General features: G+C 41.4%; 20 protein-coding genes. All 20 read left to right on the top strand.

The annotated features are described in order from the left end of the window. The first annotated feature begins 18 nt into the window (after positions 1 to 18). The 20 genes from QWZ17_RS04655 to QWZ17_RS04560 all read left to right on the top strand — a co-directional run bounded on the left by QWZ17_RS04655 (position 19) and on the right by QWZ17_RS04560 (position 19978). Positions 19 to 999 (top strand): deoxyhypusine synthase family protein, encoded by a 981-nt coding sequence (locus tag QWZ17_RS04655; protein WP_290303800.1) that lies wholly within the window; start codon positions 19 to 21, stop codon positions 997 to 999. 252 nt (positions 1000 to 1251) lie between these two features. Further along, positions 1252 to 2523 carry a c-type cytochrome gene (locus QWZ17_RS04650; RefSeq protein ID WP_290303798.1) on the top strand — a complete coding sequence of 424 codons (1272 nt, stop codon included), beginning with the start codon at positions 1252 to 1254 and terminating at the stop codon, positions 2521 to 2523. Positions 2524 to 2560: 37 nt separating this feature from the next. Then, positions 2561 to 5617, top strand: coding sequence for a TAT-variant-translocated molybdopterin oxidoreductase (locus tag QWZ17_RS04645; RefSeq protein ID WP_290303796.1), 3057 nt, complete (start codon positions 2561 to 2563; stop codon positions 5615 to 5617). Positions 5618 to 5644: 27 nt separating this feature from the next. Next, positions 5645 to 7117 (top strand): NrfD/PsrC family molybdoenzyme membrane anchor subunit, encoded by a 1473-nt coding sequence (gene nrfD / locus QWZ17_RS04640; protein ID WP_290303795.1) that lies wholly within the window; start codon positions 5645 to 5647, stop codon positions 7115 to 7117. A 7-nt stretch (positions 7118 to 7124) separates the two neighbouring features. Beyond that, positions 7125 to 7661, top strand: coding sequence for a DUF3341 domain-containing protein (locus QWZ17_RS04635; protein WP_290303794.1), 537 nt, complete (start codon positions 7125 to 7127; stop codon positions 7659 to 7661). Then, complete coding sequence (locus QWZ17_RS04630; RefSeq protein ID WP_290303793.1) at positions 7645 to 8229, top strand: c-type cytochrome; 585 nt, start codon at positions 7645 to 7647, stop codon at positions 8227 to 8229. The genes QWZ17_RS04635 and QWZ17_RS04630 overlap by 17 nt, the downstream gene beginning before the upstream one ends. 11 nt (positions 8230 to 8240) lie before the next feature. Further along, on the top strand, positions 8241 to 9506 hold the full coding sequence (locus QWZ17_RS04625; RefSeq protein ID WP_290303792.1) for a quinol:cytochrome C oxidoreductase: 1266 nt from the start codon (positions 8241 to 8243) through the stop codon (positions 9504 to 9506). Between the two features lie 47 nt (positions 9507 to 9553). Then, entirely contained in the window at positions 9554 to 10738 is a 1185-nt protein-coding gene (locus QWZ17_RS04620; RefSeq protein WP_290303789.1) for a cytochrome c oxidase subunit II, read from the top strand. A gap of 18 nt (positions 10739 to 10756) precedes the next feature. Then, a complete protein-coding gene (locus QWZ17_RS04615; RefSeq protein WP_290303788.1) occupies positions 10757 to 12643 on the top strand; it encodes a cytochrome c oxidase subunit I in 1887 nt (628 codons plus the stop codon). 211 nt (positions 12644 to 12854) lie between these two features. Then, positions 12855 to 13916: a COX15/CtaA family protein gene (locus QWZ17_RS04610; protein WP_290303786.1), complete on the top strand. Its 1062-nt coding sequence runs from the start codon at positions 12855 to 12857 to the stop codon at positions 13914 to 13916. Continuing rightward, on the top strand, positions 13913 to 14770 hold the full coding sequence (cyoE, locus tag QWZ17_RS04605) for a heme o synthase (RefSeq protein ID WP_290303785.1): 858 nt from the start codon (positions 13913 to 13915) through the stop codon (positions 14768 to 14770). The genes QWZ17_RS04610 and cyoE overlap by 4 nt, the downstream gene beginning before the upstream one ends. A 2-nt stretch (positions 14771 to 14772) precedes the next feature. After that, positions 14773 to 15357 (top strand): cytochrome c oxidase subunit 3, encoded by a 585-nt coding sequence (locus tag QWZ17_RS04600; protein WP_290303784.1) that lies wholly within the window; start codon positions 14773 to 14775, stop codon positions 15355 to 15357. 21 nt (positions 15358 to 15378) lie between these two features. Further along, entirely contained in the window at positions 15379 to 16101 is a 723-nt protein-coding gene (locus QWZ17_RS04595; RefSeq protein ID WP_290303783.1) for a cytochrome c oxidase subunit 3, read from the top strand. A 13-nt stretch (positions 16102 to 16114) separates the two neighbouring features. Continuing rightward, on the top strand, positions 16115 to 16456 hold the full coding sequence (locus tag QWZ17_RS04590) for a cytochrome C oxidase subunit IV family protein (RefSeq protein WP_290303782.1): 342 nt from the start codon (positions 16115 to 16117) through the stop codon (positions 16454 to 16456). Then, positions 16456 to 17154 carry an SCO family protein gene (locus tag QWZ17_RS04585; RefSeq protein ID WP_290303781.1) on the top strand — a complete coding sequence of 233 codons (699 nt, stop codon included), beginning with the start codon at positions 16456 to 16458 and terminating at the stop codon, positions 17152 to 17154. The genes QWZ17_RS04590 and QWZ17_RS04585 overlap by 1 nt, the downstream gene beginning before the upstream one ends. 5 nt (positions 17155 to 17159) lie before the next feature. Beyond that, positions 17160 to 17735, top strand: coding sequence for a DUF420 domain-containing protein (locus QWZ17_RS04580; RefSeq protein WP_290303780.1), 576 nt, complete (start codon positions 17160 to 17162; stop codon positions 17733 to 17735). A 57-nt stretch (positions 17736 to 17792) separates the two neighbouring features. Then, on the top strand, positions 17793 to 18071 hold the full coding sequence (locus QWZ17_RS04575; protein WP_290303779.1) for a hypothetical protein: 279 nt from the start codon (positions 17793 to 17795) through the stop codon (positions 18069 to 18071). 22 nt (positions 18072 to 18093) lie between these two features. After that, the gene (locus QWZ17_RS04570) at positions 18094 to 18498 is read left to right on the top strand and encodes a DUF983 domain-containing protein (protein ID WP_290303778.1); all 405 of its coding nucleotides are present in this window, start codon (positions 18094 to 18096) and stop codon (positions 18496 to 18498) included. Then, the gene (locus QWZ17_RS04565) at positions 18476 to 19138 is read left to right on the top strand and encodes a DUF2461 domain-containing protein (protein WP_290303776.1); all 663 of its coding nucleotides are present in this window, start codon (positions 18476 to 18478) and stop codon (positions 19136 to 19138) included. The genes QWZ17_RS04570 and QWZ17_RS04565 overlap by 23 nt, the downstream gene beginning before the upstream one ends. 12 nt (positions 19139 to 19150) lie before the next feature. Then, positions 19151 to 19978, top strand: a complete 828-nt coding sequence (locus tag QWZ17_RS04560; RefSeq protein ID WP_290303775.1) for an OmpA family protein — start codon at positions 19151 to 19153, stop codon at positions 19976 to 19978. Positions 19979 to 20063: the final 85 nt, after the last annotated feature.

The following is a 20063-nucleotide window of genomic DNA, read 5'->3' as shown; positions in this document are numbered from 1 at the left end:
GAATTTTATTGATACACTATGAGCATCACAAGAGGACCTATTTCGCAGTTTATTGAAAAAAACTACCTGCATTTTAACTCAGCGGCATTGATGGATGCTGCCAAAGGGTATGAAACCCACCTTGACGAAGGCGGTAAAATGATGGTTACCCTGGCCGGAGCTATGAGCACCGCCGAGTTGGGTATTTCGCTGGCCGAGATGATCCGCCAGGATAAAATAGCTATAATTTCATGCACAGGTGCAAACCTTGAAGAGGATATCATGAACCTGGTAGCGCACTCGCACTACAAAAGGGTGCCTAATTACCGCGACTTAAGTCCGCAGGAAGAGTGGGATTTGTTAGAGAACCACTACAACCGTGTTACCGATACCTGCATCCCCGAGGAAGAAGCTTTCCGCAGGTTACAAAAACACATCCATAAAATATGGAAAGACGCTGATAATGCCGGCGAACGTTATTTTCCGCACGAATACATGTACAAAATATTGCTAAGCGGCGAATTGGAGCAATATTATGAGATAGATCCTAAAAACTCATGGATGCTGGCTGCCGCCGAAAAGAATTTACCTATTGTGGTACCAGGATGGGAAGATTCAACCATGGGTAACATTTTTGCATCGTACATTATCAAAGGTGAGTTAAAAGCTTCAACCATGAAAAGCGGTATCGAATACATGGCCTGGCTTGCAGATTGGTATACCAAAAACTCATCGGGCAAGGGCATTGGCTTTTTCCAGATAGGTGGTGGTATTGCCGGCGACTTCCCGATATGCGTTGTGCCAATGCTATACCAGGATATGGAAATGCATGATGTACCTTTCTGGAGCTACTTCTGCCAGATATCGGATTCAACCACATCTTACGGTTCATATTCGGGCGCGGTACCAAATGAGAAGATTACCTGGGGCAAGCTGGATATCCATACGCCTAAGTTTATAGTAGAGAGTGATGCAACTATTGTTGCACCATTAATATTTGCCTGGATTTTAAAACAATAGGGAAATTTTATAATCGCTCAAAATGATTAAACCATTTTAAATTTTGATAAATGATATAAATATGCCGCTGGCGTGTTTAAAAGGCGTTTTTCAATTTATTTAGAACGATTATAAATTATAGGTTACTGTCATTTATGTGTCAGCGATAGTGTAATAAATTTTACTTTTGTGGCTGTAAAATACAGATGCAGCACACATCTTTACAGCGGAATAAAACATTAATACAAAAATTATTTAGCATAAATACACTTTATGAGAAGTTTCTCATTGATTTTTAAACAATTCTCAAGGTCGGTTCTGCTGATTGTTGGGTTTGCTTTTTGGGGTTTTTCTGCTGTTTACGCGCAAACAGACGCGGCAAAGGGCGAGGCCATTTTCAAATCCAAATGTACAGCCTGTCATAAAATCGACCAGGTTTTAACCGGTCCGGCGCTTGGTCCACAACTTACCGAAGAAACAGATGATAAATACCTTATCAAATGGATTCAGAACAACCAGGCCCTTATAGCTGCTAAAAATCCTAAAGCGCTTGCCATTTTCAACAAGTTTGAGCAAAAAGGCATGACCACCTTTACGGATCTTTCTGATGCGGATGTAGGTAACGTAATCACTTACATTCGAGCTGATTGGAAACAAATTCAGGACGATAAAGCAAAAGGTCCTGTTGGCGGTACTACTGTAGCTGAAGACAAAGGCCCAAGTGAACTTGCTGTTGCAGGGTTAATTGGTGTTGTTATTTTAGCGTTCATTATCATCCTTGTTTTAAACAAGGCTACAGGTTCTTTAGAGAAAATTTTAGCTAACAACAAGGATATTGTAATTGTTGAAGAAGAGCAGGTTGTTACTGTTGATAAGAAAGCCGAACTGCTTAAAAAGATCCTTAAAAATAAAAAACTGGTATTCTTTATACTGGTATGCGGTACCATAGCGATGGGCAGCTGGGGTTGGGTTACTTTGTGGAATACCAACGTACACACAGGCTATCAGCCGGTACAGCCTATCAAATACTCGCATGAGTTACACGCAGGCACCATGAAAATTGATTGCCAGTACTGTCACTCTGGTGCATACAAATCAAAAAACGCGTCTATCCCTTCATTAAACGTGTGTATGAACTGCCACAAGGTTGTTAAAACTGAGTCGCCGGAGATTCATAAAATTTATGACGCTTTGGGTTACGATCCAAAAACTCAGAAATACGATAGCACTGCTGCTAAACCTATTCAATGGGTTAGGGTACACAACCTGCCAGACTTGGCTTACTTTAACCACTCACAGCACGTTAAAGTTGCCGGTATCAAATGCCAGGCTTGTCACGGTCCAATCCAAACCATGAAAGAGGTGTACCAATACTCACCGCTTACCATGAAATGGTGTATTCAGTGCCACAAACGTACTGAGGTTAACGGCAAAGGCAACGCTTATTATGATAGCATACTTGCTGCTCACGATAAGATCAAGAAAGGCGAGAAAGTTACTGCCGCTGTTTTAGGTGGTATCGAGTGCGGCAAATGCCACTATTAATCAATAAGAATTTAGCATTACAGTTTATATAGCTTAAATGGACAGCAATAAAAAATACTGGAAAGGTTTAGAAGAACTAAACAACACACCAGAATTTGTTGAGAAAAATAAAAACGAATTTGCAGAGCCAATTCCTATCGAGGATTTGCTAAGCGGATCAGGCTTATCGGCTAAAACCCCACGTCGCGACTTTTTAAAAGCGCTTGGCTTTGGTGTTGGCGCTGTTACACTGGCTGCTTGTCAAAAAGTGCCTGTACATAAATCAATTCCTTACCTTATAAAACCAGAAGAGGTTACACCTGGTGTAGCTAACTACTATTCTTCAACTTACGAAGGTCAGGCTATATTGGTTAAAACCCGTGAAGGTCGCCCTATTAAAGTAGAAGGTAACCCTAATGACTTTTTCACTAAAGGTGGTTTAAGCGCGCAAGGCCAGGCTTCAGTTTTAGATTTATACGATGCAAACCGCACACAAGATCCTAAAATTGACGGTGGCGACGCGGCATGGCCAGAAGTTGACGCCTTTGTTTTACGCGAGCTTGCGGCAGTTGCGGCCTCTGGTAAAGCTATTCGTATTGTAACTTCAACAGTTAACAGCCCGTCTACCTTAGCTGTTATTGCGGAGTTTACTGCAAAATACCCAACTACAAAATACATCAATTACGACGCGGTATCTTATACAGGTATCATCCAGGCTAATCAAAACAGCTTTGGTAAAGCCGTATTGCCACACTACAACTTTGATAAAGCCGATGTAATTGTAAGCTTCGGGGCCGATTTCCTGGGAACCTGGATTTCTCCTGAAGAATTTACCCGTCAGTACGTATCAAACCGTAACAGCAAATCGCTTGAAAGCAAAAAAATGTCCCGCCATATTCAGTTTGAAGCTGGCATGAGCATTACCGGTACCAATGCAGATAACCGTTACCCGGTAAAACCATCTGAAGAAGGTATCGCTTTATTAAGCTTATACAATGCTATTGCTGGTACAAGCCTTGCTGGTTCAAAAAAAGTATCAAACAAAGCTGTTGATAACGCAATCACCCTTGCCGCTACAGAGTTAAAAGCTGCTAAAGGCAAAGCATTGGTAGTTGCAGGTTCAAATGATGTTGCTACACAAACTTTGGTAAACGCTATCAACTCATTATTGGGTAGCTATGGTAACACCATCGATCTGGATAATCCATCAAAACAATACGCCGGTAACGATCAGGACTTTGCTGCATTTGTTAGCGAATTAGCTAAAGGCACAGTTGGCGCGGTATTATTCCTGAACGCTAACCCTGCTTACGATTACTTTAAAGCAAAAGAATTTGCAGACGCACTTAAAAAAGTACGTTTAAAAATATCATTCTCAGATCATGCTGATGAAACGTCATTACTATCAAACGTAGTAGCGCCAAATCATCATTATTTAGAGTCATGGGGCGATAGTAATGCTGTAGAAGGTTATTATACCGTTGTACAGCCAACCATTAACCCGGTTTATAACACCCGTCAGGCCGAGCATAGTTTATTAATCTGGGCAGAAAGCGCTACCAAAGATTATTACACTTTTGTACGCAATACCTGGAATACCAGTTTATTGCCAAAAGGTGGTTTATCTGGTCAAAAAGGTTGGGAAGAAGTATTGCAAAAAGGTTTTGTTAAAGTTGCTCCCGCGGCAGCCGGCAGCTATACCTTTAGCCATGACTTAAACGCCGTGGCGCAAACTATCCTTGATCATGGTAACAGCCTTGTATCTGGTGATAACTTTGAATTACAGGTTTACCAATCTGTAGGTATGGGCGATGGTAAACGTGCCAACAACCCATGGTTACAGGAAATGCCAGATCCGGTATCAAAAGTTACCTGGGATAACTATGCGGCTATGTCAATCGCCGACATCAAAAAACTGAAATACGAAGAAGGTGACGTTATTAAAATAGAAGCTAACGGTTACACTGTTGAGCTGCCTGTGTTAGCACAGCCAGGCCAGGCACAGGGTACTATTTCTATCGCTGTTGGTTATGGCCGCACAAGCGCTGGTTTAGTAGGTAACAATGTTGGTAAAAACGCCTTCCCTTTCTATAGCTACCGTAACGGAACTTTACAAACAACTGCTTCAATCAGCAAGTTTGGTAAAACCGGTATGATATCTACCCTTGCCCAAACGCAAACTCACCACTCATACGAGGGCAGAAGCGTTATCCGCGAGGCTTCATTTACCGAATACAAAAAGAACCCTGCAGCTGGTAGCGGTAAAGAGGGCGAACACAAAGATTATAATAAAGAAAGCCTTTGGGACGATCATGACCGCCCGGTTTATGATTGGGTTATGGCTATCGACCTTAACGCTTGTACTGGTTGCGGTGCCTGTATAGTAGCTTGTAGCGCCGAAAATAACATTCCGGTTGTAGGTAAAGACGAGGTTAAACGCCGTCGTGAAATGCATTGGATTCGTATCGACCGTTATTACAGCTATAATGATCACGGTAACAGCGAAGAAGCGGTAACCAAAGAAGACGCGATTGCCAAATTAGATAACTTTGATAATGTATCGGTTGTTCACCAGCCAATGCTTTGCCAGCACTGTGACCACGCTCCTTGCGAAACAGTTTGCCCGGTATTGGCTACTGTACACTCATCAGAAGGCTTAAACCAAATGGCGTACAACCGTTGTGTAGGTACTCGTTATTGTGCAAACAACTGTCCATATAAAGTACGCCGCTTTAACTGGTTTAACTATTGGAACGATTCACGTTTTGATAACTACCTGAATAACGAACACACTCAATTGGTATTAAATCCGGATGTTACTACACGTTTCCGTGGTGTAATGGAGAAATGTTCAATGTGCGTTCAACGTATTCAGGCTGGTAAACTACAGGCAAAAATTGAAAAACGTCCGCTTAAGGATGGTGAAGTAAAAATGGCTTGTCAGCAAACATGTTCAGCTAACGCTATCGTTTTCGGTAACAAAAACGATCCTAACTCCGAAGTTTCAAAAGCATTGGCAAGTGAAAGAACTTATTACGTGCTTGAAGAACTAAACGTACAACCAGGTATTGGTTACCAGGTTAAGGTTAGAAATTTGTCAGAAACTGAGGCCTAAAATTTTTGTATACAGATATTAAAATATATGTCATCTCATAGTGAATCAATAATAAGGGAACCGTTAATTACGGGTAAAAACATCACCTATAATCAAATTACGGAGGATGTATTACGCCCTGTAGAAAATATGCCGGGTAAAGCCTGGTGGATCGGTTTTACCGCAGCTTCTATAGGAGCAATGCTTTGGGTGGTAGCTATAAGCTATACATTCTGGTTTGGATTAGGAGAGTGGGGATTAAACAAAACAGTAGGATGGGCCTGGGATATTACCGGTTTCGTATGGTGGGTAGGTATTGGCCACGCCGGTACGCTTATCTCGGCGGTTTTATTGTTGTTCCGTCAAAACTGGCGTAACTCCATCAACCGCTCGGCCGAAGCGATGACCATCTTCGCGGTAATTTGCGCGGCAACGTATATCGCCGCTCACATGGGGCGCCCGTGGATGGCGGCCTTCTGTTTACCATTGCCTAACCAATACGGTTCGCTTTGGGTAAACTGGAACTCACCACTTATCTGGGACGTATTCGCGATCTCAACTTATTTCTCGGTTTCATTGGTATTTTGGTACACCGGTTTATTGCCGGATATCGCCACCATCCGTGACCGTGCCACCGGCTTACGCCGCCGTATTTATTCGGTGATGTCTTTCGGATGGACAGGATCTGTAAAAACATGGCAGCGTTTTGAAACCGTGTCATTGATTTTAGCAGGTATTTCAACGCCACTGGTACTTTCGGTACACACCATTGTATCAATGGACTTTGCAACATCGCTTGAGCCGGGATGGCACACTACCATCTTCCCTCCATACTTCGTTGCTGGTGCTATCTTCTCTGGTTTTGCCATGGTGCAAACACTGTTGCTGGTAACACGTAAAGTATTGGGTTTAGAAAACTATATCACCATGTTCCACATTGAATCTATGAACAAGATCATCTTGGTTACCGGTTCAATTGTAGGTGTGGCGTATATCACCGAGTTCTTTATCGCTTACTACTCTGGTGGCGAATATGAGCAATACACATTCTTAAATAGGTTTACCGGTCCGTACTGGTGGGCAGGTTGTATGATGTATGGCTGTAACGTATTAATGACGCAAATGATGTGGTCTAAAAAAGTACGTACAAACATCGCTATCTCATGGGTATTATCTATTATAGTAAACATCGGTATGTGGTTTGAGCGTTTTGTGATCATCGTAGTATCATTACACCGCGATTACATCCCATCAAGCTGGGCCATGTTTTATCCAACATGGGTAGATGTTAGCGTATTCATCGGCTCAATTGGTATATTCTTTACCATGTTCCTGTTGTTCCTTAGGGTATTACCGGCAGTGGCTATGGCCGAGGTGAAACTGATCCTGAAATCATCGAGTGAGCAGGCTAAAAAGAAACTGATTGACGAAGGGCACTTAGATCCGGCACAAGTAGAATTCTACAAAAAATCATTGATCAAGTTTGATAGTGTTGAACAATCTGATTACGAAAAAGTATAATTAACAAATGAGCAGCACCAAATATATATTAGGCGTTTTTGATGATCCCGATGATCTTATGCACGGGATTGATAAGCTACAAGCAAAGAGCGTATCTATTTACGACGTTTACTCGCCTTGCCCTATTCACGGCATCGATGCTAAATTAGGCATCAAAGATTCACGCCTTGGTTATGCAGCCTTCATGTTTGGCTGTTTAGGCGGATCGATTATGTTTTCGATGGTTTATTACATGCTTACGCATGATTGGCCTATAAACATCGGCGGTAAAAACTATTTCCCTATCCCTAACTTTGTACCGGTTACTTTTGAGTGGACCGTGTTATGGACAGCTTTTGGTATGACATTTACCTTCTTTTTTGCTACGCACCTTTTCCCTGGTCGTACGCCAAGGGTAATGGACTTGCGTGCCACCGATGATAAGTTTGTACTTGCTATTGATGCCCGCGTTAACGGTGCACATGATGATATCACCAATTTGTTAAAAGAAGCAGGAGCTGTTGAAGTGAAGCATAACGAAAGAAAATATGTTAGCTATGAATAAATTTAGAATATTAGGTACAATAGTTATCGCTATCGCTGCTTCGATTGCTGTAACATCGTGCAAGGATAAAAGAAGCACGGGTTGGGAATATGCTCCTAACATGTACGAGCATACTGCATATGATCCTGATCAAAAGAACCCTAACTTTAAAGATGGTAAAACTGCGCAGGTACCACCGGCCGGAACTATCCCTGTAGGTTTCACCAAGTTTGACTATCCTAACACCAAGGATGGTTATGAGCTGGCAAGTGTGGAGGTTAAAATCGTACTGGCACAAACCCAGGCAAACTATAAAGACGGAAAAATTTTGTTTGAGCATTTTTGCTCTCCTTGCCATGGCCTTAAAGGCTTAGGCGATGGTGAAGTAGTAAAACATGGTTTTCCGCCGCCGCCGTCATATTCAACTGGTCAGTCATCACGTGGTGGTGCCATGAAAGATTTAACAGACGGTAAAATTTATCATACAATTACTTACGGCGTAAATGCCATGGGCTCATATGCTTCACAGCTTAACCCCGAAGAACGTTGGAAAGTAATCATGTATGTTCACCATTTACAAACTTTATAAGATTAGACTGAATGAGCACTCATAATAGTTTTGACGAACACTTTGAATTTACCGGCAAGGCAAAAACTTACAGCCTGGTTGGTATTGCAATAGGTATTATTACCATACTTGCTGGTTTCGTAACCAATCATAGTTTGCAAACATTTGCCAACTTATTGTTAATGGGTTACTATTTTACCTGTGTTTGTATGGCGGGTATATTTTTCTGTGCCCTTCAATACGTTTCACAGGCAGGTTGGTCGGCATCATTGCTACGCGTTCCGCAGGCTTTCGGAAAAATTTTGCCATTGGCAGCTGTAATATTACTCGTAATAGTTATTGCGGGTTTGTCTTTAACTCACCCACAAGATATTGAAGGAAAAACTGTAGTTGCTCCTTACCTATACAAATTATGGGCTGTTAAAGGTGTTACTATAAAAGGTAACGAAAACTACAATGCGGTTATTGCTGGTAAAGCAGGTTATTTAAATAAAGGATTCTTTTTAGCCCGCATAGTTGGTTTCTTAGGCGCTTATTCAATTTTTGGATGGTTGCTTAACAAATATTCACAAAGCGAGGATGAATTGGGCGGTGTATTCTATTACAGCAAAAGCTTCACCATTTCGGCCGCGTTTTTAGTGATCTTCGGTTTCACTACCCCATTGTTCGCTTTTGATATCATCATGTCGTTAGAGGCACACTGGTTTTCAACCATGTTTGGTTGGTATAACTTTGCTGCGATGTGGGTAAGTACCTTATCTATTATTACACTTACCGTTATTTGGTTAAGGAGCCAGGGTTATATGCAATGGATCACTCAAAATCACTTACATAGCCTTGGTCAGTTAATGTTTGGTTTCTCTATTTTCTGGACCTACACCTGGTTTGCGCAGTTCCTGTTGGTTTATTATGCTAACATTCCGGAAGAGGCAGTTTACTTCCTGAGAAGATGGGAGCCGCAATTTAAGCCATGGTTCTGGTTAAATATCGTGATCAACTTTTTATCGCCGCTTTTGATTATCATGGCACGCGATTCAAAACGTAATACCAAAGTATTAGCGTGGACCTGCGGTCTTTTGATCATCGGTCACTGGCTTGATTATTTTGTGATGATTATGCCTGGAACAGTAGGCCCTCAGGCGGAGTGGTGGCAAGAGATTGGTCCTCTTGAAATTGGTATCTTCCTTGGTTTTGCAGGTTTATTTGTATTTACTACAATGACAGCGCTAAGCACCTTCAAATCAACGATACCTAAAAAACATCCATTCCTGGAGGAGAGCTTACATCATCAGATATAATAATTGTTATTTTTGCATCAAATACAGAATACCAAACAAACATTAAAATGGCATTCAAAAAATTAATAAATTCTAAATTCATACTATCGTTTTTCGCTGCGTTTATGCTACTTGGCACAAACCTGTTGATGGCGCAAACTGCGGCTACAGCTGCCGGCACCGGCGACGAAGCTCCACAGGTTGATTGGACTGGCGTAGCGTATTACGTGCTGATATTTTTCCTGATATGCCTTGGTGTTGCTGTAATAGGTAAAATTTTAAAGATCTATGATCTTAGCTTAAAAATTCAAGGTAAAAAAGGCCTTAAATGGAACAACGTAATGGGTACCATTTGCCTTGTGTTCCTTATAGCAGGTTTATATGGTGCTTACTGGTCGTTTACGGTTCAGGGCAGCATGACTTTGCCAGAGGCTGCTTCTATCCATGGTGTAAAAGTTGATGAAATGTTTACTGTAACTACAGTATTAACGATGTTTGTTTTCTTTGTAACCCAGATATTACTGTTTACCTTCCTGTTCAAATACCGTCACTCTGATAAACGCCGCGCGCATTTCTTGCCGCATGATAATACCATTGAAAAAGTTTGGACTATTGTACCTGCTGTTGTATTAACTATACTGGTTGTATTTGGTTTCTTTACCTGGCAGTCAATTATGGATACGCACCAGGTAAAAGGCGATATTAACATTGATATCACCGGCCACCAGTTTGCATGGGAATTACGTTACCCGGGTAAAGACGGTAAATTAGGTCCTAAGAGCTTTAAATTGGTTACAGGCAGCAATAAATTAGGTGTTGACTTTAAAAAGAAAAGCAGCTTTGATGACCTTTCTGCCGATACCATGTACCTGCCGGTTAATAAACCTGTAAGGTTAAACATAGAAGCACAGGATGTAATCCATAGTGTTTACATGCCACATTTCAGGGTACAGCTTAACGCGGTACCAGGATTACCTACCGTGTTTAGATTTACCCCAACCATTACAACCGCTAAAATGCGGACCGACTTAAACGACCCTACATTTGAGTACTTAGTGTACTGTAACAAAATATGCGGTGGCGGTCACTATAACATGCAAAAAATTGTACGTGTAGTTTCTGAAGCCGAATACCAGACATGGTTATCACACCAAAAACCTTACTTAAGCGATGCTTTAAAGAAGGAGTTGCATTTCGCTGATGCGGAATCGCCAAAAACAGTGTCTCAAAATAGGTTAGCGTTAAATAATTAATATAAGATAAAGAGCGATATGTCAACATTAGCAGTTCACGACCACGGAGTAGCACATCACGACGAGCACGGTCACGAACATCATAAAGAAACTTTCGTGTCTAAATACATATTTAGCATGGATCATAAAATGATCGCCAAGCAATTCCTGATCACAGGTATTACTATGGCGGTTATCGCAATGATATTATCAATACTTTTCAGGATTCAGTTAGCTTATCCTGATAAGACATTTCCGTTATTGACTACTTTATTAGGTCACTTTGCACCTAACGGCCGTATCAGTACTGAATTTTACCTTTCATTGGTTACCATTCACGGTACCATCATGGTATTCTTTGTATTAACAGCCGGCTTGAGCGGTACTTTTGCCAACTTATTAATTCCATTGCAGGTAGGTGCGCGTGATATGGCTTCGCCATTCATGAACATGCTATCGTACTGGTTTTTCTTTTTAGCCAGTGTGGTGATGTTGTCATCATTCTTTGTTCAAAAAGGCCCTGCAAGTGGTGGTTGGACAATTTACCCGCCACTATCTGCATTGCCGAAAGCTATGCCAGGTTCTGGTGAAGGTATGACCCTTTGGTTAATCAGTATGGTGCTTTTTGTTGCATCATCATTAATGGGTGGTATCAACTACGTAAGTACCATATTAAACATGCGTACAAAAGGTATGGACCTTTGGAAAATGCCTTTAACTATATGGGCTTTATTCCTTACCGCTATATTAGGTATCCTTGCATTCCCTGTATTAGTAGCAGGTGTTGTATTGCTGATATTTGACCGTAGCTTTGGTACCAGCTTCTATTTATCTGACATTGTATTGAACGGTGTAGCTCAGCCTTATGAAGGTGGTAGCCCAATCCTGTTCCAGCACTTATTCTGGTTCTTAGGTCACCCCGAAGTATATATCGTAATTATGCCTGCGATGGGTATCTCATCAGAGGTTATGTCGGTAAACTCACGTAAACCAATCTTTGGTTACCACGCAATGGTTTACTCATTAATCGGTATCACCGTGTTATCATTCATCGTATGGGGTCACCACATGTTTGTAACCGGTATGAATCCGTTTCTGGGTGGTGTGTTCATGATCACTACGTTGATCATCGCGGTACCATCGGCGGTAAAAACATTTAACTGGCTGGCTACGTTGTGGCGCGGTAACATCAGGTTTACACCTGCCATGTTGTTCGCTATCGGCATGGTGTCATTCTTTATCTCTGGTGGTTTAACAGGTATCTTCCTGGGTAACGCCGCTTTGGATATCAACCTGCACGATACTTATTTCGTTGTTGCCCACTTCCACTTAGTAATGGGTTCGGCAGCTATATTTGGTATGCTTGCCGGTGTTTACCACTGGTTCCCTAAAATGTTCTGTAAAATGATGGACGAGAAGTTAGGTTATCTGCACTTCTGGTTAACATTCATTGGTGCTTACCTGGTATTCTTCCCGATGCACTTTATGGGCTTAGATGGTGTGCCACGTAGGTACTACGCGTTTACCGAGTTTGCTTCGATGCAAAAATGGTTAACCATTAACACCTTTATTACCTGGGCCGCTATCATGGCCGCTTTAGCACAGGTTGCTTTCTTGTACAACTTCATTACTTCAATATTTGCAGGTAAAAAGGCTACACAAAATCCATGGGAGTCAAATACCCTGGAGTGGACTACCCCTGTAGAGCATATTCACGGTAACTGGCCGGGCGAAATCCCTACAGTATACCGCTGGCCATATGATTACAGTAAGCCTGGTGCCGAAGAGGATTTTATCCCGCAAACGGTTCCTTACTCTCAAACCATGAGCTCGAATTTACCTCATGACTTTGAAGATAATCCAGCTGGTTTAGAAGCGCTGACTAAATATAACAGCACGCTGAAAGCCGAAGAAAAAGTAAAATAATTTGAGAATTTGATAATTTGAGAATTTGAAAATGCCAATTTTCAAATTCTCAAATTGCAAAACGCGCATAGCCGCATTTGAAAATTTGGTTGTTTGAAATGCTAATCTTCAAATTATAAACTGGTTGATGTTGCATTAATAAAGTTGAAAGTTTGGTCATTTGAAATGCTAATCTTCAAATCATCAAATTTTCAAATTTTCAAATTAATAAATGATCACAGCCGCATCTAATAAACGTTTCCAGAACATAGGCCTCATAACAATAGTTTGTCTTTTTGTTTTGATACTTGCGGGTGGTGTTGTGCGTAGTTCCGGCTCCGGAATGGGCTGCCCTGATTGGCCAAAATGCTTTGGTCGCTATATTCCACCAACCAACAGTTCTGAATTACCTAAGGATTACAAGCAAACATACGTTGAAAAGCGCTTAGCTAAAAACCAACGTTTTGCAAAAACACTTGATCTTTTTGGTTACAGTGATCTTGCAAAACGCATCCGCGAAGACAGATCAATCCTTATCCCCGAAGAATTTAACGCAGGTAAAACCTGGACAGAATATGTTAACCGTTTAATCGGCATGATCTCCGGTATCTTCCTGTTGTTAACGGCCGTTTATTCATTCGGTTATTGGAACACGGATAAAAAGATCACCTTATTAAGCGTTTTTAACCTGATACTGGTAGGTTTCCAGGGCTGGTTAGGTTCTATAGTGGTATCCACCAATTTAGTGGCCTGGATAGTTACTGTACACATGTTGCTGGCCTTGGCAATTTTGGCCATCTGTATTTATACCTACCACCTGGCGCGGGTTTATGGCAATAGTAAATTGAATACCAATCCGGCAATTTATATTATAACCATTATAGCGTTAGTGTTAAGCATTGTGCAAATTACTTTTGGCACCGAAGTACGTGAAAAGATTGATGCAGTAGCAACACATTTTCAGGGAGGCTATCGCGATAACTGGATTAAAAGCGCAGGGCAGGTTTTTACCAATCACCGCGATTTGGCAACATTGGTTTTTGTTATCAACGTGGTTTTATACGCGTTGATCCGCAAGCGCTTTAACAGGCATTCCATCCACCAGCAGTTAATGAGTTTTAACTTTTTAATGATCATGCTGCAAATGGTTACAGGGATCTTATTATCATATTGGGCATTGCCGCCGGTAGCGCAGGCAGCTCATATTTTATTGGCAAGTTTAATATTTGGGGCGCAGTTTTATTTGCTGTTGAATTTACATCAATCAGTTAATGTTAGGGGGATAAGCAAATGAAGTGGAGCGATTACTCCAAACTGATAAAAATGAGGCTAACCTTTTTGGTTACGTTTTCTGCTTCGATATCATTTTTGATTGGCAGCAGGGCAAACGGCCATATTGATTGGCTTAACTGGGTAAAGCTGATAGTAGGCGGCTTTTTGGTAACATCGGCTGCCAATGGTTTTAACGAAATCATTGAAAAAGATCTGGATAAGCTGATGAAGCGTACCATGGATCGCCCTTTGCCATCGGGCAAAATGACCAACGGACAAGCTCTGGTTTTAAGCCTGGGTATGGGTATGGCTGGCACTTACTTGTTAGGAAGCCTTAACCTGCTTACCGGATTGTTATCGGTATTTTCGATATTATTATATGCCTTTGCTTATACGCCGCTTAAACGTAAATCGCCTATAGCGGTATTTGTAGGCGCTATACCAGGTGCATTGCCACCGCTTATTGGCTACGTAGCCGCGCATGGTAAAATAGATACTATCGCCCTTATTTTGTTCGGCATTCAGTTTGTTTGGCAATTCCCGCATTTTTGGGCTATTGCCTGGGTATTGGATGATGACTATAAGCTGGCTGGTTTCAGGTTACTGCCAACAGGTAACCGCGATTTAGGAAGCGCGGTAATTGCCTTTATATTTACATTGATATTGTTACCAGTAAGTTTATTGCCAACTATTTACAACTTTGGCGGTTACTATGTAGGGGCGGTATCATTGGCTTGCAGTACAGTGTTTTTATACCAGGCTTACGGCCTGTTACGCACGCAGCAAATAGAGGCGGCCCGCAAACTAATGTTTGGCTCGTTTATGTATTTGCCGGTAGTGCAGTTAATGTTTTTGTTTGATTTTATAGGAAAGTGAAAATGATGGCTTCTATTCAGAAAAATAACGAAAAGCTTGATCTGGCACCCAAAAAGTTCAACATGTGGATTTTCATATTCACATCGTCGATGTTTTTTGCGGCTTTAACCAGTGGTTTTATCGTTTATAGCGGAGGCAAGGGTCACGGCTTAAACGTGATTATGCCCAGCGCTTTTATGTACAGCACCGCTGTGATCATACTAAGCAGTGGTACTTTGTATCTGGCACAAAAAGCAGCAAAAAACCTGCAGTTTGGCGTACAGCAATTGTATTTGTGGTTAACCTTTGCTCTTGGGGCGGCCTTTTTTGCTATCCAGGTGTATGGATGGTACGTGTTAACCTACAAAATGAACGTATATTTAACCGATCCGAATGCTTCGCGTTCGTTCGTTTATATATTTACCGGCATGCACTTGATTCACATCATTGCAGGCTTATTACTAATATTGAATACTTTAATAGGATCGTACAGGAATATCCCACAGGTTCGCAACATCTTTAAAATGGAATTGACTTCTATTTTTTGGCATTTTGTCGGAATTATATGGATTTATCTGTATGTTTTTTTACTTTTGAACCAAAATTAACACACCATTATTTAAGTACAAATGAGTACAGCAGCAGTATCACAAATTGATGAAGTAAAAACAACTCCGTGGTCTGGAGGGAGATCTCCCTTCAATGTTGAGTACGGAAAAATTATGATGTGGTTTTTTCTCCTTTCGGATGCATTTACCTTTTCGTCATTATTGATCTCTTACGGAGCGTTACGCTTCAGCGCAGCGGTATGGCCGGCTGCGGATAAAGTTTTCCAATCGGTACCTTTTCTTAAAGAGAGCGGTGCTCCGTTGGTATTCGTAGGTATCATGACGTTCATCCTGATCTTAAGCTCAGTTACGATGGTAATGGCGGTTGAAGCCGGTCACCGTAACGCTAAAAAGGAAGTGTTTTGGTGGATGGTGGCGACCATAGTAGGTGGTTTTATGTTTCTGGGATGTCAGGCTTTAGAATGGAGTCACTTACATCATGAAGGTTTTTGGTGGGGTAGTACTCCAGGAAAAGATGAATTGAAACTCTTATTTAATGGAGGTACAGAAGCTGTTCAACATTTAACAGCCCAGGAGTTTGCTAACTTATTCTTTACCATTACCGGTTTTCACGGTTTCCACGTATTTACAGGGGTTATCATCAATATTATCATTACCGTTAACGTATTAAAAGGTACTTACGAAAACCGTGGTAGCTATTTAATGGTTGAAAAGGTTGGTTTATACTGGCACTTTGTAGACCTTGTTTGGGTATTTGTATTTACTTTCTTTTACTTAGTTTAAAAATATTATTTATATGTCAGCAGAATCACACGAAATTCACCACGATGGTGAACATGAAGGAATGACCAAAAAGAAAATTTGGCAAATAGCTCTTGTGTTATCAATTATCACGGCAATTGAATTTATTATTGCGTTGTTAATTGTACCTGGGCACCCAGATTATCTTAGATATGCTAATCCAGCCTATATATTTTTAACCCTGTTAAAGGCGTTTTTCATTGTAGCTTACTTTATGCACTTAAAGTTTGAGAAAATGGGCTTGGTCCTATCTATCATAGTGCCTATTTTATTCATTGTAGGTTTAATCCTGGTACTCACTAACGAAAGCCACCACTGGATTGACCTGAGGAGATAATGAAGGCCGCCATCTGGAAAAAAATTACAGTCCTGGTGCTCATATTAGCAGTACCAGGATTTTTGTATTATTTACTAACCGCTAAAGGCAAAAACAGGTATAAACCGTTGGCTTTTTACGGTCCTAAAGTGGTTGCAAAAACAAGTCACCGCTTTCATGGTAAGGATATCCCTGATACCATTTACTATAAAGTACCTGCCTTTAAATTAACAGATCAGGATGGCAAGCCATTCAGTGATGAGAATCTTAAAGGGAAAATTTTTGTAGCCAGCTTTTTTTATACCCATTGCCCAACAGTTTGCAACACTATCAACAATAATTTAAATTACCTGGTAGGTACTTACTGGAAAAACAAGATGGTATATTTTACCAGTATTACCGTTGACCCCGACAGGGATACCCCGGGTGTGCTAAAACCCTACCTGGAAAGTTTTAAGCCCGATTCAAAGCGTTGGTTCTTTTTAACAGGGGATACTACATCTATTTATGGACTGGCCCGTAAGGGTTTTCTGGTAGACGCATTACAGGCCGGTAAAGACGATTTTATTTACAGCGATAAGCTGATCCTCATTGATCAGGATAAACACATCAGGGGCTATTACTCTGGCGCCAATACAACAGATGTAAACCGCCTTAACGACGAGATTAAAGTGTTAATAGCCGAGGAGCTACGTAAAGTAGATAAGGCTTTATATTAAACATCATGACCGATAAATTTATATTTCGCTTTGTTGCCGCGGTTACCGTATTTGTAATTACCGTTGTTGTGGTATTAAACCGGCATCTTATTCCCGGTCCGGAAGTGGCACCTGCCTTTACACCGTATTTGCCGATGCTTAACGCGGTGCTTAACGGTACTTGTACCATACTTTTGCTTACATCATTATACTACATTAAACAGGGTAACATCGCGGTTCACAAAAGACTTAATATTATTACCTTTTGCCTGTCGTCAACCTTCCTGGTATCCTATATTTTGTTCCATTACCTGATGCGCCATGATACCCTTTACGGTGATGCTAATTTTGACGGCGTATTATCGCCGGATGAACGGGCTGCCGCAGGTGGAATGCGTACCCTGTACCTTTCTATTTTGGTACCCCACATTATTTTGGCTGCGGGGGTATTACCATTGATATTGTTAAGCTTTTACCGTGGCCTGCAAATGCAGGTTGCCAAACACCGCAAACTGGTGCGGTGGACTTTCCCTATCTGGTTGTTTGTAACCGTTACGGGAGTTATAGTATACCTGATGATTAAGCCATACTATAACTTTTAGGCTGTAGCCGTAAAATTTGGTGTACCGTACTAATTTATTATTGTTTAAATTTGCCCCATGAAACAGATCGTAAAAAATGTTCTTTTCGTAATGGCCTTCGGTCTGCTGATGTTGGCTAAACAACCTGCAAATGCTCAATGTGCGCAATGTGCTGCCACTGTTGAAACTAATACGGCCGAGGGGGGTAAAAAAGCCCAGGGCCTTAATAAAGGTATCCTGTTTTTATTGGGTGCGCCATATTTGATGGTTGGCGCTGGAGGATATGTATGGTACAAAAATTATCGACGTAAAAATGTTAATCTTAACATGCGCGAGGAGAAATTGAACCTTAACTAAAACAACCCTTTAGATACACGCCATGCCCGAAACCCCCAAAGCATGGGCTATGCTCCACTGTAAATGTCCCCGTTGCCGGCGTGGCAACATGTTTCAGGGTGGTGCTTACAGTTTCTCCAATAAAATACATTTACACTGCCCGCATTGCAAGCTATACTTTGAGATTGAGCCGGGATACTTTTACGCGGCCATGTACGTGAGTTACGCGCTCAACGTTGGCGAAGCAATGGGCCTGGCCTGGTTAACTTATTTAACCACACACAATTCCGATTCGCCATGGTTGTATCTTAGCGTGATCATATTGGGTTGTTTTGTACTGGCTCCCATAAATTTCAGATATTCGCGGGTGTTGCTGTTGTATTGGCTGTCACCCAAAATACACTACCAGGCATATTTAGATACCGATGATTTACCAGGAAAGTCTTGATTTTTTAAAAGATCTGGCCGAAAATAATAACCGCGAATGGTTTTTAGCCAACCGCGAACGTTACGACGCTGCCAAAGATAATGTAGTTGACTTTACTGCTCAGCTACTTGCAAAACTGCAAAAAATAGATCCGGCTATAGACGAAAACATAGATGCCAAAAAACGGGTAATGCGTATTTATCGCGATATCCGTTTCAGCAAAAATAAAACGCCGTATAAAAATAATTTTGGCGTAAGCATCCCTTCCTTAGGATCGAAACCGGGAACGGTGGAGTTTTACATGCAGATTCAGCCCGGCAATTCATTTATAGGAGGTGGCTATTGGATGCCCGAGGCTCCTAACCTGAAAACCATCCGCCAGGAAATTGATTACAATGCTGCCGAGCTTAAGCAGATTATTGACGATGAGGATTTTGTAAAGCTTTTTGGCGATTTCAGGAAACAGGAGCAACTAAAATCTGTACCGAGAGAATATAGCGCCGACAATGAAAATATCGACCTGCTGAAGCTAAAAAGCTTTGTAGGGTGGCGTAAAATCAGCGATAACGAGATTACCGGCAGTAATGCTGTTCAATTGGTGGCTGATGCTTGTAGCAAAATATATCCACTTAATGTATTTTTGAAAAATGCTTTGGCATAATACTTAATCCCGATGAAAACTAAATACCTTTTATTAGCCCTTACTATTTGCATAGCCATTAGTTCATGTAAAATCTTATCGACAAAAGAATACCGCTCGCTTGTTGCCCAGCGCGATTCATTAAGCACCCGTACGCAAAACCTGGAAAGCCAGTTGGCACAACTTCAAAACGATACCATGCGCCTACACAAACAAATTAATGATTTGCGCAACAACAACCTGGCGCTTAACAATAACCTTGACGCAACATCAACCAAAGCCAATCAGCTATCTTCTGATTTGCAGAAACTATCTGCCGATTTACAGAAACGGGAAGCCCGGCTAAAAGAGGTGGAAGACATCCTGAAAAAACGCGACGAAGCCACCAACGCGCTTAAAAATAAGCTACAGCAGGCCTTGCTTGGTTTCCAGAACAGTGGTCTGTCTGTAGATATCCGCAACGGAAAAGTATATGTATCGCTCACTGATAAACTATTATTCCCTTCTGGCAGTATCATTATTGATGATAAGGGTAAACAAGCCCTTAAACAATTAGCGGCGGTGTTGAACAAAGAACCGGATATTAACATGGCGGTTGAAGGCCATACCGACGACAAAAAGGTTAAAAACCTTGGCCAGATTAAAGATAACTGGGACCTGAGCGTATTACGCGCCACATCCGTAACCCGCTATTTAACCGAAGTTGAAATGGTTGATCCGCACAGACTAACAGCAACCGGTAAGGGCGAGTTTCAGCCAATAGACGCCACAGATAGCGATGAAGCCCGCACCAGGAACCGGAGGATTGAAATTGTACTTACTCCAAAACTTGACGAGTTGTACAACCTCATCACCAAATAAAGAAAAGAGGCTGTATCATAAAACAAATGGTACAGTCTTTTTTTATAATCTGCTAATCGAAGATTAGACAATTTAATGAATTGAG

Source organism: Mucilaginibacter flavus, from assembly GCF_030409315.1.
In the GTDB taxonomy this organism is placed as follows: Bacteria; Bacteroidota; Bacteroidia; order Sphingobacteriales; family Sphingobacteriaceae; genus Mucilaginibacter; species Mucilaginibacter flavus.
The sequence above is the reverse complement of the archived record's forward strand: the minus strand, read 5'-3'. Positions and strand labels throughout refer to the sequence as shown.

Excerpts from the sequence above, each read along its gene's own strand:
- QWZ17_RS04635 (WP_290303794.1), top strand. The coding sequence starts at position 7,125 with ATGAGCAGCACCAAATATATATTAGGCGTTTTTGATGATCCCGATGAT.
- QWZ17_RS04610 (WP_290303786.1), top strand. The coding sequence starts at position 12,855 with ATGATCACAGCCGCATCTAATAAACGTTTCCAGAACATAGGCCTCATA.
- QWZ17_RS04595 (WP_290303783.1), top strand. The coding sequence starts at position 15,379 with ATGAGTACAGCAGCAGTATCACAAATTGATGAAGTAAAAACAACTCCG.
- QWZ17_RS04615 (WP_290303788.1), top strand. The coding sequence starts at position 10,757 with ATGTCAACATTAGCAGTTCACGACCACGGAGTAGCACATCACGACGAG.
- QWZ17_RS04645 (WP_290303796.1), top strand. The coding sequence starts at position 2,561 with ATGGACAGCAATAAAAAATACTGGAAAGGTTTAGAAGAACTAAACAAC.
- QWZ17_RS04585 (WP_290303781.1), top strand. The coding sequence starts at position 16,456 with ATGAAGGCCGCCATCTGGAAAAAAATTACAGTCCTGGTGCTCATATTA.
- QWZ17_RS04620 (WP_290303789.1), top strand. The coding sequence starts at position 9,554 with ATGGCATTCAAAAAATTAATAAATTCTAAATTCATACTATCGTTTTTC.
- nrfD (WP_290303795.1), top strand. The coding sequence starts at position 5,645 with ATGTCATCTCATAGTGAATCAATAATAAGGGAACCGTTAATTACGGGT.
- QWZ17_RS04625 (WP_290303792.1), top strand. The coding sequence starts at position 8,241 with ATGAGCACTCATAATAGTTTTGACGAACACTTTGAATTTACCGGCAAG.
- QWZ17_RS04655 (WP_290303800.1), top strand. The coding sequence starts at position 19 with ATGAGCATCACAAGAGGACCTATTTCGCAGTTTATTGAAAAAAACTAC.
- QWZ17_RS04590 (WP_290303782.1), top strand. The coding sequence starts at position 16,115 with ATGTCAGCAGAATCACACGAAATTCACCACGATGGTGAACATGAAGGA.
- QWZ17_RS04650 (WP_290303798.1), top strand. The coding sequence starts at position 1,252 with ATGAGAAGTTTCTCATTGATTTTTAAACAATTCTCAAGGTCGGTTCTG.
- QWZ17_RS04575 (WP_290303779.1), top strand. The coding sequence starts at position 17,793 with ATGAAACAGATCGTAAAAAATGTTCTTTTCGTAATGGCCTTCGGTCTG.
- QWZ17_RS04600 (WP_290303784.1), top strand. The coding sequence starts at position 14,773 with ATGATGGCTTCTATTCAGAAAAATAACGAAAAGCTTGATCTGGCACCC.
- QWZ17_RS04565 (WP_290303776.1), top strand. The coding sequence starts at position 18,476 with ATGATTTACCAGGAAAGTCTTGATTTTTTAAAAGATCTGGCCGAAAAT.
- QWZ17_RS04560 (WP_290303775.1), top strand. The coding sequence starts at position 19,151 with ATGAAAACTAAATACCTTTTATTAGCCCTTACTATTTGCATAGCCATT.
- QWZ17_RS04570 (WP_290303778.1), top strand. The coding sequence starts at position 18,094 with ATGCCCGAAACCCCCAAAGCATGGGCTATGCTCCACTGTAAATGTCCC.
- QWZ17_RS04630 (WP_290303793.1), top strand. The coding sequence starts at position 7,645 with ATGTTAGCTATGAATAAATTTAGAATATTAGGTACAATAGTTATCGCT.
- cyoE (WP_290303785.1), top strand. The coding sequence starts at position 13,913 with ATGAAGTGGAGCGATTACTCCAAACTGATAAAAATGAGGCTAACCTTT.
- QWZ17_RS04580 (WP_290303780.1), top strand. The coding sequence starts at position 17,160 with ATGACCGATAAATTTATATTTCGCTTTGTTGCCGCGGTTACCGTATTT.